The sequence below is a fragment of the Mannheimia cairinae genome (genome assembly GCF_028649535.1).
Lineage (GTDB): Bacteria > Pseudomonadota > Gammaproteobacteria > Enterobacterales > Pasteurellaceae > Mannheimia > Mannheimia cairinae.
Map to the genome: position 1 here is coordinate 1 of NZ_JAQSJE010000003.1, position 14458 is coordinate 14458.

The following is a 14458-nucleotide window of genomic DNA, read 5'->3' on the forward strand; positions in this document are numbered from 1 at the left end:
GCTGTGCTGTGCTGTGCTGTGATGTGCTGTGCTGTGCTGTGCTGTCATTATGATGTTCCTTTGAAAATAAATGTCAAACAAATTTTACTAAAATTAGCACTACTTATAAATACAAAAATTGCTTTGTGAGTCAATATACTTTTCCCATATAGTCACTTAAAGAATCAGCAAATTACGGAGTACTTATTGGAGTTTAAAACGTAGCATAAGCTATTTATTTGCCTATCAAGTGTATCCCGAGTTAAACATTGCTCATACAACCAACTTGGTGGAATCATTTTTTAGACAAATGAAAGCAAAATTAGCCTCGTATCAGTGACTAACTGATGAACATAAGATAATGTTTATAAAAGATTTTATTTGCTAAAAGAGTTAAAATAAAGCCATAGCAGACATCAAAAATGTTCACTATCCCAAAATGCAAATTTGGGGAGTAAATTGATTATTTGCTTTTGGCACAAGTGGGACACTCGCACCATCGGTGCAAGTACAACGGGTTGAGGGGATTACCTTGTATGTGCAAAAAATATCATAGTTAAATTACCTCTCTACTAATTAAAAACAAGCGGTTAAATTTCCTGAATTTCTTGCAATTTGCAAAAGTTTCGCCAAATTTAACCGCTTGTCTTATTATCAGATTATTTTACGTCAGCAATCAAATTTAAAATACGTTTATCTGAAATCGGGTATTTAGTACCAATTTGCTGAGCAAAGAGGCTCACTCGTAATTCCTCAATCATATAGCGAATTTCAATAATTTCATCAGGAATTGCTTTCGATTTTGGTAATTTCGCTAACAGTTGTTTATAGGTGTTTTGAACTTGCTCTACCCGTAGCATTTTGGCTCGGTCGGTGTTGGTGTCTATGCCTAATTTATCTAAGCGTTTGTCAATTGCACTTAAATAGCGGTATAAATCCGCCAAGCGTTGATGCCCAGTTTGGGTTACAAATTCAGGGTAAATCAAGCCTTCTATTTGGGCTTTAATATCCGACAATGCAAATGCCATTGTGAAATCCATTTTTCCTTTCATTCGTTTATTGATTTCAAAGGCGAGGGTGAGGCATTTTTCCACTTGCAGAGCTATTTCGGCGGTTGTGTCGTTAAGGTTTGCTCGTACAAATTCGTGTAAGGCGTGGAATTTTTCTTCATTCCACACAAAGCCACCAAATTCTTCCACTAATTTATCTACCGCACATGCAATGCAGTCATCAATTAAATCTAACACCTTACCGAACGGGGCGAAATATAGTCCTAATTTCGCTTTATTCGGCAGTTTTTCGTGTAAATATTTAATTGGCGAAGGTACGTTTAATAGCAGTAAACGACGTAACCCTGCCTGCATTGCTCGGGCTTGCTCAAATTCGGTTTCAAACAGTTTAATACCAACCGATTCTTTTTCATCCACAATCGCAGGGTAGGCTTTTACGCTGAAATGGCGTTTTTTCTGCTCATAGAATTGAGGTAAATCTGCAAAGCTCCAAACATGAATCCCGCTTTGCTCAATGCCGTCATCGGCAATGTTAGAAAGTGTTTCTTGCACCTGATCTTTTAAGGCAAATTTCAGCTCATCAAGGTTTTCGCTTTCAGCAATTTTTTTACCTTTTTCATCAATCACACGGAAAGTCATTCGCAAATGAGTAGGCAGTTGGGAGAGATCCCATAATTCTGGCGGAACTGCTACTCCTGTCATTCGGCGAAGTTCGTAAGTTAAACTTTCCAAAAGCGGTTTGGCAAAAGGCTCTGCTTTAGCTAAAAAAGCCTCGGCATAGTTTGGTGCCGGCACAAAACTGCGACGAGTCGCTTTAGGTAATGATTTGATCAGTGAGACCACTAACTCTTGACGTAAGCCCGGGATTTGCCAGTCAAAACCTTCTGGCTCAACTTGATTTAACAAGGGGAGCGGAATATGCACCGTAACACCGTCGTGATCTTGCCCAATTTCAAACTGATAGCTTAATTTGAGCTTGAGTTGCCCTTGATGCCAGAAATTCGGGAAATCTAATTCACTGACTTTATTCGCCTCTTCATTGATCAAAAACGACTTTTCAAAGTTAAGCAATTCAGGATCTTGCTTGCTTGCTTTTTTCCACCAAGTGTCGAAATGCTTACTGGAAACTACCTCCGTACCAACACGCTGATCGTAAAAGTCAAACAACACTTGTTCATCTACCAAAATATCACGGCGGCGAGATTTATGTTCTAGATCTTCCACTTCTTTGATCAAGCGGTTATTTTCTTTGAAAAATTTGTAATTATTATGCCAATCGCCTTCCACCATTGCTGAGCGGATAAAAATCTCACGGCTGGTGGAAGGGTCGATTGAGCCATAATTAACAGGGCGGTTTACCACAATCGGCAAGCCGTAAAGCGAGACTTTTTCATAAGCCATTACCGTCCCTTTAGATTTTGACCAATGGGGTTCGCTGTAACTGCTTTTAATTAAATGCACGGCAAGCGGCTCAATCCATTCTGGCTCAATTTTTGCCACTGTTCTTGCCCACAATTTTGTGGTTTCCACCAATTCAGAGGCGATAATCCATTTCGGCTGTTTTTTGAAAAGAGCAGAGCTTGGGAACACAAAAAACTGTGCGTTTCTTGCCCCTAAGTAGTGCATTTTTTCATTATCTTTTAAGCCGATATGGGAAAGCAAGCCCGTGAGTAAAGCGGTGTGAATTTGCTGATAATTCGCCTCAAGGGTGTTAATCGGCAAGCCCATTTCTCGCACGGCAAGGCGGAGTTGATGATAAATATCCTGCCATTCACGCACCCGCAAATAGTTGAGGTAATCTTTCTGGCACAGTTTGCGGAACTGATTTTTGCTCAGCTCTTTTTGTTGTTGCTGAATAAAACGCCATAAATTCACAAAAGCTAAGAAGTCGGAATCTTTATCAGCAAAACGGCGGTGTTTATCGTCTGCCGATTGCTGTTTTTCTTGCGGACGCTCACGTGGGTCTTGAATTGAAAGAGCCGAAACAATCATCATCACTTCGTGCAAACTGCCATTTTTTGCCCCTTCAATTACCATTCTGCCCAAACGAGGGTCGATAGGCAGTTGGGCAAGTTGTTTGCCGATTGGGGTTAATCTCCAGCCATTTTTGCTAGCGCGAGCGTCCTCGCTCGTGCTTGTCTTTTTCGTGGTACAAGCGTGGACGCTTGCACCATCTTTATTATGAAATCTAATCGCTTGCAGCTCTTCCAACAAGCGAATCCCGTCTTGCACTTGGCGAATATCGGGGCTATCGACAAAGGGAAAAGAGGCAATGTCGGATAAGCCGAGCGAGCTCATCTGCAAAATCACGGAAGCAAGATTAGTGCGTAAAATTTCAGGATCGGTAAATTGAGGGCGGTTGTTAAAATCCTCCTCTGAATACAAGCGGATACAAATCCCTTCCGAAATACGTCCGCAACGTCCTTTCCGCTGATTGGCTGAGGCTTGAGAGATCGGCTCAATCGGTAAGCGTTGCACTTTGGTGCGGTAGCTATAACGAGAAATACGAGCCGTCCCCGTATCAATCACATATTTAATATTCGGAATAGTGAGCGAGGTTTCAGCAACGTTGGTGGCTAAAATCACACGATTTAGTCCGCTAGGTTTAAAAATGCGTTGCTGTTCTTCTGCGGAAAGGCGAGCATAAAGGGGCAGAATTTCAGTAAAACGAAGTTCTCGCTTATTTAATGCCTCGGCGGTATCTCGAATTTCACGTTCGCCGTTCATAAAAATCAGAATATCGCCTCTGCCTTCGGCTTGTAGCTCGTCCACCGCATTTAAAATGCCTTGCAGTTGGTCTTGATCCTCTTCTTCAATAATTGGGCGATAACGCACTTCCACAGGGAAAGTACGACCAGAAACTTCAATAATAGGGGCATTATTAAAATGCTTAGAAAAACGCTCAACATCAATGGTTGCCGAGGTAATGATTACTTTAAGATCAGGGCGTTTATCTAAAATCTGCTTTAAGTAGCCTAAGATAAAATCATTGTTGAGCGAGCGTTCGTGAGCCTCGTCAATAATTAAGGTGTCGTATTGATTGAGATAGCGATCATTTTGAATTTCGGCAAGCAAGATCCCGTCTGTCATCAGTTTGACTAGGGTGTTGTCGTTAATTTGATCGTTAAAACGGACTTTATAACCCACCGTTGAGCCGATTTCGCATTGTAATTCTTCCGCAATACGGTTTGCTACCGAGCGAGCTGCAATTCGGCGAGGCTGAGTATGCCCAATTAAGCCTTTTACGCCACGTCCGAGTTCTAAACACATTTTAGGCAGTTGAGTGGTTTTACCCGAGCCGGTTTCCCCGGCAATAACCACTACCTGGTTTTCCGCAATCAGCTTTAAGATTTCTTCACGGCGAGCGGAAACAGGTAAATCAGGATAGCTGATTTTTAGGCTTTCTTGCGTTGTTTTACGTGCAGAAAAACGAGCTTGAGCCGATAAAATATCGGCTTCAATTTCTGCTTTTACCGCAAGGCGAGCAGGCTCACTTTTAATATTAGCCATACCGTTAATACGGTTGCGTAAACGGCGATAGTCGGTGTTAGTTACTGCTTTAAGCTGAGAAAGTAATGCCTTTTGTTCTTCTGAATATGGCATTGGTTTGTGTGCAAGCGGTCGTTTTTTGTCTGAATTTTGCGAAATTTTGGTCATTGGTTGTTATCAGTAAAATGAATAATAACTGATAGCGCAAGCGTCCACGCTTGTGCTAACAAACTAATTGGCACAAGCGTGGACGCTTGCGCCATCGTTAAAGAAGTTTTTAAGCTTTCCCGATTACCAGCGAAATAATCCCTGCTGCAATAAGCGGGCCGACAGGCACACCACCGAATAATGCAACACCGATAATAGTGCCTATTAGCAAGCCCGTCACTAAAATGGGTTGCCCGCTCATTAAACTCACACCTCGCCCGCCAAGCCAGGCGACTAATACACCTGAAACAATCGCTAACATCATCTTCCAATTTAAAATTTGTGCGAGTTCAGGCAATAGAATTCGCCCTGATACTAGTGGTGCGAGTACACCGATAGTAAGAATAATAATACCGATTTTTAAACCATATTGATCAATAAAAGGAAGGTATTTAGAAAGCAGTGTTTGTTGCATAATTAACAGTACCGCAGCGGAAATAGTTACAGCACTGTTTTGGCTGATTAAGCCTAAAATAATGAGTACTACTAACAATAACGCAACAGAATTAAGTTGTAATGTCATAAGTTTCAAAATGTAAAATCCCTTACCTTGTGAGGTAAGGGAAGTTGAAAAGTTAGATTAGTTGATGAATTTCATCAATCCCATTAGCACACCGACACCAGCTAAAATAAAGCCAGCCATCTTATACATAGATGATGTTAAACGAACCTCAAGATTAGAAATTTCATTTCTAATTTCTGCCTTTAATTCTTTTAGATCCTGCTTTGTCGCTAACGCAGATTGGCTTTGTTCTAATGCTTCATCAAGAGCATCAGCAAATGCTTCGGCTATTTCAGGTGTTTGATTAGCTTCTTGTAAGCGTTTTACAAAACGAAGTTTATCAAATCGTAGGCTCATCATCGTATCCATTCTTGTATCCTTTTGTTACTGAATAATAAAATTAAATTTAGCACAATAACAAAAAGGGATTTGGGCTAATTTTGTGATGTATATCGAAAAATTAAATATTAAGCCGCAACCATTACCATTGCAGGGCGGATAACTCTGCCTTGTAAGGTGTAGCCTTTTTGTAAAACAGTGCTGATATGATTAGATTCAATCCCTTCAGCCGGTTGCATTGAAATCGCTTCGTGCAGTTCAGGGTTAAATGCTTCGCCTACTTCACCCATAGCCACTACACCAAATTTTGCTAGCGTATTAATAAATTCTTTATGTGTCATTTCCACACCATCAACAAGAGCTTGGGTGGTTTCATCGGTTACGGCCTTATCTAACGCATCTAAACCACGCTCTAGATTATCTACCACATTTAATAACTCTTTAGAGAATTTTTCTAAGGCAAATTTATGTGCTTTTTCGACATCTTGCTCAGCACGACGGCGAATATTTTGGATTTCTGCCTGAGCACGTAATTGAATATCTTGTTCACGCTTGTCAGCATCTAAAATATAGGCTTCTAATTCTGCAATTTTAGCGTTAGCTTCTTCTAACGGATTGATTAATTGTTCTACTTCTTCGGTAACAACATCTTGTTGAATTTCTTCATTTTCAGCGATAATTTCTTCCGTTTGAATATTTTCGTTTTGAGTGGTCATTTTTAATCCTCTAAATACCAAATTATGAAATGATAAATCTTCTTTAATATAACGATAAATGGGTGGATTTCAAGGTTTGGATAAAAAATTTGGCAAAAAATTGCAGTTTTAATAAGAAAAGGCTTGCAAAATATAGGGGGTAGCTTAAAATGCCCCCGTCTTTTATGCCCTTAGGCAAGGCTATATTTTTTACTCACTTTCTTTTAACGGAGAAAACATAAATGAAAAAATTAGCAGGTTTATTTGCAGCAGGTTTAGCAACAGTTGCATTAACAGCGTGTAATGACGAGAAAGCAACTGACAATAATGCGACAACGGGCGCAGCAAACCAAACTGTTCATCTTTATACTTGGACAGAATATGTACCTGATGGCTTGTTAGATGAATTTACAAAAGAAACTGGAATTAGAGTAGAAGTTTCAAGTCTTGAATCTAACGAAACAATGTATGCAAAATTAAAGTTACAAGGTAAAGATGGCGGTTATGATGTTATCGCTCCTTCAAACTACTTTGTATCTAAAATGGCAAAAGAAGGAATGTTAGCAGAATTAGATCACGCTCAACTTCCTGTTATTCAAGAATTAAACCAAGACTGGTTAAACAAACCTTATGATGAAGGTAACAAATATTCATTACCTCAATTATTAGGTGCACCAGGTATTGCATTTAACACTTCAGACTATCAAGGTAGTGAATTTACTTCTTGGGCTGATTTATGGAAACCAGAATATGCAAACCGTGTACAATTATTAGATGATGCACGTGAAGTATTCAATATTGCGTTATTAAAATTAGGTAAAAATCCAAATACAACAGATCCTGCAGAAATTGAAGCTGCTTACGAAGAATTAAGAAAATTACGTCCAAACGTACTTTCATTTAGTTCTGATAACCCTGCAAACTCATTTATTTCTGGTGAGGTTTCAGTTGGTCAATTATGGAATGGTTCTGTGCGTATTGCTAAGAAAGAAAATGCACCTGTGAATATGGTATTCCCGAAAGAAGGTCCAGTACTTTGGGTTGATACTTTAGCAATTCCAGCAAATGCTAAAAACAAAGAAAATGCACATAAGTTAATTAACTACTTATTAAGTGCAAAAGTAGCTGAGAAATTAACATTAGAGATTGGTTACCCAACATCTAATATGGAAGCTTTAAAAGTATTACCAAAAGAGATTACAGAAGACCCAGCAATCTACCCAACTGCTGAAGTATTACAAGCCGCACAATGGCAAGATGATGTTGGTGATGCAATCGAACTTTATGAAAAATACTATCAAGAGTTAAAAGCAGCAAAATAATTGCTGATTAGTTTAAAAAGCCTCCGAATTATCTCGGAGGTTTTTTTGTTAAATTTTCTCCCATTCTTTCTTTTCTAAAGAGAGGAGAGGGCGCTAAAATTTTTATATTGATTAAAATTGCAAACTTTTCCCCAAAAATGACCGCTTTCTAACGTATAATAAAGCCCAAATTAAAGAGGTTGATATGAATTTAAGATGGCAAGAATATCCAGATAATGCCAAAAGACTATTTAAGCTATCGCTACCTATTTTTATTTCCCAGCTTTCTGCATCGGGAATGGGGTTAGCGGATATTGTGATGGCAGGATTGGTGAGTGATGCTGATGTTTCAGCAATTGCGGTAAGTAATTCGATTTACTTTCCGCTTTTCTTATTTGTGCTAGGCTTACTCAATGCAATTACGCCGACGGTTTCTTATTTAAATGGTTCAGGCAATCGCCATTTAATTGCAAGTCAAGTAAGGCAGGGAGTATGGATTGTGCTTGCTATGTCTGTACCACTGATTGCTATTTTCTTAAATAGTCATCTGATTTTAGATTTAATGGAAACACCTGCGGAGTTTTCGATTAAATCGCAACAATATTTGGCAATAATGGCAATCGGGCTGATTCCTGCACTATTAGGTATTAACCTACGCTGTATGAATGATGGTTTATCAAATCCAAAACCTGCAATGCAAATTACCTTCTTTGGCTTGCTAATTAATATTCCGTTAAACTATATTTTCATTTTTGGCAAATTAGGCTTGCCAGAAATGGGAGCGGTTGGCTGTGGTGTAGCAACGGCGATCGTGAACTGGGTAATGTTTTTAATGATGTTGCATTATTGCTATACCCACCCATCGCAACGAGATATTAAACTTTTTGAAAAATGGTTTGAAGCACCAAGCGGTCAGATTTTACTAAAACTTTGCAAATTAGGCTTGCCGATTGCCTTTGCGACTTTTACTGAAGTGATGCTGTTTTCAACTTCTGCACTTTTTTTATCGCCACTCGGTTCGCAAGTGGTTGCAAGCCACCAAGCAGCCTTACAAACCAGTTCGCTATTTTTTATGATTCCAATGTCTTTTGGAATTGCAACCACGATTGTAATTGGGCAAACACTTGGGCAAAAAAATGTGGAAGGAGCGAAAGTGTTGAGCTATCACGCTTTGATAACGGCAACTTTACTCGCTATTCTTGCCGCAGTAATTATCATTTTGTTAAACCAAATTATTCCACACGCTTTTACTAGTGATCCAATTTCGATTTCTATTGCAGCTAATTTATTGCTTTTTGCGGCGGTATATCAAATTCCCGATGCAGTGCAAGCGGTGGTAAATGGAATTCTACGTGGTTATAAACACACGAAACCAATTTTATATGTCACTATGTTTTGTTATTGGGTAGTGAGTATTCCACTCGGTTATGTTTTAGCCAGAACAGATTGGCTTGTAAAACCAATGTCGGCACAAGGTTTTTGGCTTGTTTTTTGTATTGGGTTAAGTTTGGCAAGTGGTTTATTATTATGGCAAATGCGGAAAATTCAGGCTATACCAGCAGAGCAGCTAATTGCTAAATTGGAGAGAATCAAATAAGTTTTTAAGTTAATTTTATGACTAATTTGAGTTGTAAATGTTTATTTATAATCACTCTTACGATTTTTTTACAGAAAAAAGCCACTCTTGCGAGTGGCTAAAAAAACTAAGGTGAATTGTTTTTATTAGAATGTGATACGAGTACCTAAACCGATTCTGCTATTGTCTTCAATAGTTTTACCAGATTGTTTGGTTCTCGCTTTACCGCCTTCAAGGTACACGGCAACATATTTGTTGAATTTGTGATCAACACCTAGTTTCCAGCCCAAGTTTTTCGCTTTTGCTTCACCATCATTTTGTGCTGTACCAAATAATACACCACCATAGATATTATTTTGTGGCGTTACGGCTACTTTTAAGCCTGCATCAAAGCGGTTGATTTTTTCAAATTTTTTCACACCGAATGTTTGGAATGTATTGAATGCTTGACCTTTTGGAGATTTAGCATAAGCCCAGTCAAGACCTGCGGTAACAATACCATAGTTTACATCAAAACCTACACCCGCAAATTTACGTTTAAATTCTTCTTCTTTTCCTACAGTAACAGTTTCTTGGAGGCATACTGTATTACCCTCTAGTGTTGCTACCGTTGCATTACATGTTCTAGTTTCTGCGCCTGCTTTAGCTGCAGTTAATTCACCATAACCTGAACCAAAGCGTACTTTAGCATCGCCTAATTCACCATCATAGAATAGACCAAATTGAAAACCGTTACCTGTATCTACTCTTGTTTTATCTGAGTGGCCAACATAATAGTCTGCGGCTACACGAACACCATTAAATTTTGCAGACATAAAGTGGAATGCTTTAGTGTGTGCATCTAAGAACACGTTTCCACCCATTTCCCAAGTGTAGTTTGCTTTAGGAATATGATCACCTAATACTAATTGACGACCAAAGGTTAAAGAACCAATATCTTTGTGTTGAACACCACCGAATAAACGGTGTGCACGAACATTACCACCTAAGCTATTTGCATCAGAAAAACGTAATTCTGTTGCCGCTACAGCTTCATAACCACCACCAATTTCTTGGAATGCACGAACACGAACGCGAGAACCTCTATCAATAACGTCAGTACGTTTATCTTTAGCTTTATTAACCTCTAATGCAACACGACCATCGACATCGATTTTTGTTCCGTCTTGTTGATAAACAACAGTAGCGTTTGCCCCACTAGCAGCCATTGCTGCGATTGATAATGCAAGAAGTGTTTTTTCATAATTGTCTTCCTTTAGGTTAGAGTTTTTAACAAGTCGGTTACCCGACAACGTTAGAAAAATTGGTTTTAACATCGATGTTTCTTGTGGCGGAATTTACATAAATAAAATTTTTTCGCCAAATTTTATGAATTTTTTTGAACTTTTTTAAAATGCTTGTAAATCAATGAGTTATGTTGTTCTTGCGAAAATTTTAATAGCTAAAAAATGGTGCATAGATCACATTTTTGATAATTCTTTTGGAGTGAAATTTCATTGAATTTTTGTAACCATTTGATTTATATATTATTTTTTGTTTTTGGTTTTTTATGTATTTATAAAGCAAGAAAAAATTCAAAAAATTATTCAGATTTGTGATATTGATCACAAATTAAACCGTAAGGCGACAGAAAAATAAGGAAAATCTCTTCATATTTTATTGATTAGCGTTCATTATTTAGAAGCTAGAAAATTTATTAAATTGCATAATAAATTTTCTTGAATGTGAAAGGCTGGTTATTTTATGCTTTTGTCGATAAAATCTTTTTATTCTATTTTCATAAATTTCTGATTATGCAAAACCTAAACCCTATCAAACTCCCATTAAATCAATCTGTTTTAATTGAAGCCTCAGCAGGTACGGGGAAAACCTTTACCATTGCTAACCTTTATTTGCGTTTATTGTTAGGGGTAGGTTGTGAGCCTTTAACTGTTGAGCAAATTTTGGTAGTAACCTTTACCAAAGCAGCAACCGAAGAGTTAAAAGATAGAATTCGGCAAAATATTCAGGCTTGCCGAGCTTTTATTTTGGATAATCGAAATAACACTCTTCAAGAAAATGCGAGTTATCGGGGGAATGAAGAGTTCTTAAGTGAGCTTTATCAGCAAATTTTACCGCTAGATGAAGCCTTACTGCGTTTAAGTATTGCAGAAAGAGAAGTCGATACCGCAAGCGTATTTACTATTCACGGATTTTGCCAAAAAATGTTAGTGCAGTTTGCTTTTGAATCGGGCGTGCGGTTCGATTTAGATTTGCAACCAAACCAAAGTGAGTTGTTGAAAAGGCTAAGCGAAGAAGTATGGCGAGAGCAGTTTTATCCGCAAGGTGTAAATGCAACTTATGCGATTTCTAGTCAATTATCTACTCCAGCTAATGCTTTGGCGGCAATTAGAGATTATTTGCCGATAGCATTGCCAGAGCCAAGTGCGTTTTTAGGTAAGGATTTTGTGGAGCATTTAACACAATATCAGAACTTAATTAAAGAGATAAAGACTTACTGGTTAAGCAATAAAGCGGAAATAATTGAGATTCTTTTGGTTGAGTTAAATAAAACTTATAAAAAAGGGCAGAAAAAATCTTTAAGTCGCCGTTCATATCAAGAACGATTTATTAATGGTTGGGTGGCCAATTTAGACATATGGGTAGAAAGTAAAAATGATGTTTTACCAGTTGAGCTATTTTCACGTTTCTGTCAAGAAATGATTGCAGAAAAGGCAGAGGAGGGAGCAGAAATATTAGAATCGCCACATTTTGCAAAAAACCAAGCATTTTTAACCGCTTACCAAGAAAATTTTGAAAATAGCTTAAAGCCAATTTTGTTGTATCAATTTTTAATCGGGGTAAAAGAAAAACTGGTGGCATATAAGCAATCCCACCCTGAACGTAGTTTTGATGATTTATTGATAATGCTTAATCAAGCCTTAAAACAACCTGCAACAGGTAAGGTGTTAGCGGAAAAAATTCGTTCAGTTTACCCTTTTGCGATGATTGATGAGTTCCAAGATACTGACTTAACGCAATACGAAATTTTCAGCCAAATCTTTATGGTAGAGCAGGCGAATAAGGGTTTTATTATGATTGGAGACCCGAAACAGTCTATCTATAAATTCCGTGGGGCGGACATTTTTACCTATTTAAAAGCTGCTCAGCAAACAAATGCCCAATTTACGCTGGCGAAAAACTGGCGTTCTTTGCCCGAAGTGGTACAAGCGGTCAATAATTTATTTAATTTTGCAAATTCAGAAAAATCGCCTTTTATTTACCAAGGCATTGATTTCCACCCAGTTACCGCAGATGAGAATAAAGGGAAGTTAATTAGCCATCAAGGGCATTTTGTTTGCCATACGGCTGAGAAAACAAAATTAGATGATATGGCAGAAATTTGTGCCTACCAAATTCATCAGCAGCTAAATGCGATGAAAGCCGGGCAGTTTGGCATAGAAAAAAATGGCGAATTTAAACCTTTTGCTGCCAAAGATATTGCGATTTTAGTGCGAAAAGGTTCGCAAGCAACTCGCATAAAAAGAGCCTTAGCTAAACGTAGTATTAAATCGGTTTATTTAGCCGAATCAGAGGTGGTATTTAGTTCTGAGATTGCATCAGAGCTATGTTGGTTATTGCAAGCTGCACAGAACCCTTATCATTATCAAGCTTTGTTATCGGCATTAGGTTCAACCTTTTGGGGGATGACAGCAGCTGAAATTTATCGTTATAAAGAAAATGAAATGCTATGGGAGACTAAGGTTAATCAGTTTGTAGAATATAGTGCCATCTGGAAAACCCACGGAATATTGCCAATGTTGCATAAAATTTACTTAGAGCAAGGCATAATCCAACGATTAAAAGGAATGGTAAATGCAGACCGATTGATTACTGATTTATTGCATTTAACGGAGATTTTGCAAGAAAAATCGCAAGATTTTGAATCTGAAGCCGAGCTTGTTCATTGGTTTGAGCGACAGCTTAGCTCCCCTGAGGCGAATGATGAACAAAAGTTACGCTTAGAAAGTGAAGAAGAACTGATTAAAATTATTACTATTCACGGTTCAAAAGGATTGCAGTATCCGATTGTGTGGTTGCCTTTTGCCTCACAAAAAAGTGAAGTTGGGAAACCGAAGGAATTTGGTGTGTATCGTAACCAAGCAGGCAAGCTAAATTGGTATATCGGCACAGCTGATGATGAGGTTAAAAATACGCTCCAAAATGAAGAGTATGCGGAAGATCTACGTTTATTTTATGTCGCACTAACCCGTGCGGAATCGCAACTTAATTTAGTGTTACCAACCGAAATTTCAGGTTTTAGTCCATTGCATTATTTACTGACAAACGGCAATACAGAAAATGAAAAAATCAATGTGGCTGAAAAGCTAGCTACAAAAGGGATTGAGGCTGATCTTGTTGCGGTGGAGAAAGATTTACCAGAAAGCCGTTGGCAAAATGATGAAACAGAAGAATCATACCAAGCTAAAACTTTCACAGGTAATATTCGGGTGGTCGGGCAAATTACCAGCTTTAGCTCCCTTTATGCTCAACACGAACGTTTTAGCGAAGGAAAGATCAATTTAGTAACCGATTTTGCTCAAGATCGAGATATTGATCTTGAAGTGATTGAAACGGATTATTTGGCAAATGATGCGACAGAGCCTTTTTCGCCTTTCCAATTCCCACACGGCATAAAAGTAGGGACGATTTTGCATAGCTTTTTTGAGCATTGCCAATTTGGTAAGCCGATTGAGCAAGAAGCCGTTACTAAAGTTTGTGAACAGTTGGAATTAAATGAGGAATGGATTGAACCCACTCAAGCGTGGTTTGAACGTATTCTTGAAACACCTTTAGCAGAAGCAAATTTTAAACTAAAAGAGGTTAATGAAAAGCAATGCTTAAATGAATGGCAGTTTTATTTACGCCTAAAAAATGAAAAAGCCTTAATCAAGCTTAATCAGCTTTTAAAACAGCATACGACTTTAGCCAAGCATTTACCGGAGTTGCAACTACCGCAATTAGAAGGTTTTGTACGAGGTTTTGTCGATTGCATTGTGCAAATGAACGGCAAGTTTTATTTGATTGATTATAAATCGAATTTTTTAGGTTTCTTGCCACAAAATTACATGGCGGAAAACCTCAAACGAGAAATGGGCAGACAGCGTTACGATTTACAATATTTGCTCTACACCCTTGCCGTACATCGTTATCTCAAATCTCGTCTAGGCGAAAATTACGATTACGAACGTGATTTTGGCGGTGTGGCTTATCTCTTTTTACGAGCAATGGACGGCACAACCGATAACGGCGTTTATTTTGATAAACCAAGTAAAATCTTAATTGAAGAAATGGATACCTTGTTTGGATAAAAATGGCCC

The 14458-nt window shown here is 38.2% G+C and carries 8 protein-coding genes; 3 read left to right on the top strand and 5 right to left on the bottom strand.

All coding sequences use genetic code 11. The features are described from left to right. Nucleotides 1-638 precede the first annotated feature (638 nt). From hrpA to grpE, 4 genes are all read right to left on the bottom strand, one after another. Nucleotides 639-4646, bottom strand: coding sequence for an ATP-dependent RNA helicase HrpA (gene hrpA, locus PTQ27_RS03700; protein WP_434802824.1), 4008 nt, complete (start codon nt 4644-4646; stop codon nt 639-641). 109 nt (nt 4647-4755) lie between these two features. Continuing rightward, nucleotides 4756-5208, bottom strand: a complete 453-nt coding sequence (locus PTQ27_RS03705) for a DUF441 domain-containing protein (protein ID WP_273748030.1) — start codon at nt 5206-5208, stop codon at nt 4756-4758. 57 nt (nt 5209-5265) lie between these two features. Further along, nucleotides 5266-5556 carry a CCDC90 family protein gene (locus tag PTQ27_RS03710; protein WP_273748029.1) on the bottom strand — a complete coding sequence of 97 codons (291 nt, stop codon included), beginning with the start codon at nt 5554-5556 and terminating at the stop codon, nt 5266-5268. Nucleotides 5557-5654: 98 nt separating this feature from the next. Continuing rightward, on the bottom strand, nt 5655-6242 hold the full coding sequence (grpE, locus tag PTQ27_RS03715) for a nucleotide exchange factor GrpE (protein WP_273748028.1): 588 nt from the start codon (nt 6240-6242) through the stop codon (nt 5655-5657). Nucleotides 6243-6463: 221 nt separating this feature from the next. On the opposite strand from grpE, the gene PTQ27_RS03720 reads away from it, so the two are divergent. Then, nucleotides 6464-7543: an extracellular solute-binding protein gene (locus PTQ27_RS03720; RefSeq protein WP_273748027.1), complete on the top strand. Its 1080-nt coding sequence runs from the start codon at nt 6464-6466 to the stop codon at nt 7541-7543. A 184-nt stretch (nt 7544-7727) separates the two neighbouring features. Next, nucleotides 7728-9119, top strand: a complete 1392-nt coding sequence (locus PTQ27_RS03725) for an MATE family efflux transporter (RefSeq protein WP_273748026.1) — start codon at nt 7728-7730, stop codon at nt 9117-9119. A 125-nt stretch (nt 9120-9244) separates the two neighbouring features. On the opposite strand, the gene PTQ27_RS03730 is transcribed toward PTQ27_RS03725, so the two are convergent. Then, the gene (locus PTQ27_RS03730) at nt 9245-10414 is read right to left on the bottom strand and encodes a porin (RefSeq protein ID WP_273748025.1); all 1170 of its coding nucleotides are present in this window, start codon (nt 10412-10414) and stop codon (nt 9245-9247) included. 477 nt (nt 10415-10891) lie between these two features. On the opposite strand from PTQ27_RS03730, the gene recB reads away from it, so the two are divergent. Then, nucleotides 10892-14449 carry an exodeoxyribonuclease V subunit beta gene (gene recB, locus PTQ27_RS03735; protein WP_273748024.1) on the top strand — a complete coding sequence of 1186 codons (3558 nt, stop codon included), beginning with the start codon at nt 10892-10894 and terminating at the stop codon, nt 14447-14449. Nucleotides 14450-14458: the final 9 nt, after the last annotated feature.

Bases quoted from the DNA above. Each gene is read 5' to 3' on its own strand.
- hrpA (WP_434802824.1), bottom strand. From the start codon at position 4,646: ATGACCAAAATTTCGCAAAATTCAGACAAAAAACGACCGCTTGCACAC.
- PTQ27_RS03705 (WP_273748030.1), bottom strand. From the start codon at position 5,208: ATGACATTACAACTTAATTCTGTTGCGTTATTGTTAGTAGTACTCATT.
- PTQ27_RS03710 (WP_273748029.1), bottom strand. From the start codon at position 5,556: ATGGATACGATGATGAGCCTACGATTTGATAAACTTCGTTTTGTAAAA.
- grpE (WP_273748028.1), bottom strand. From the start codon at position 6,242: ATGACCACTCAAAACGAAAATATTCAAACGGAAGAAATTATCGCTGAA.
- PTQ27_RS03720 (WP_273748027.1), top strand. From the start codon at position 6,464: ATGAAAAAATTAGCAGGTTTATTTGCAGCAGGTTTAGCAACAGTTGCA.
- PTQ27_RS03725 (WP_273748026.1), top strand. From the start codon at position 7,728: ATGAATTTAAGATGGCAAGAATATCCAGATAATGCCAAAAGACTATTT.
- PTQ27_RS03730 (WP_273748025.1), bottom strand. From the start codon at position 10,414: ATGTTAAAACCAATTTTTCTAACGTTGTCGGGTAACCGACTTGTTAAA.
- recB (WP_273748024.1), top strand. From the start codon at position 10,892: ATGCAAAACCTAAACCCTATCAAACTCCCATTAAATCAATCTGTTTTA.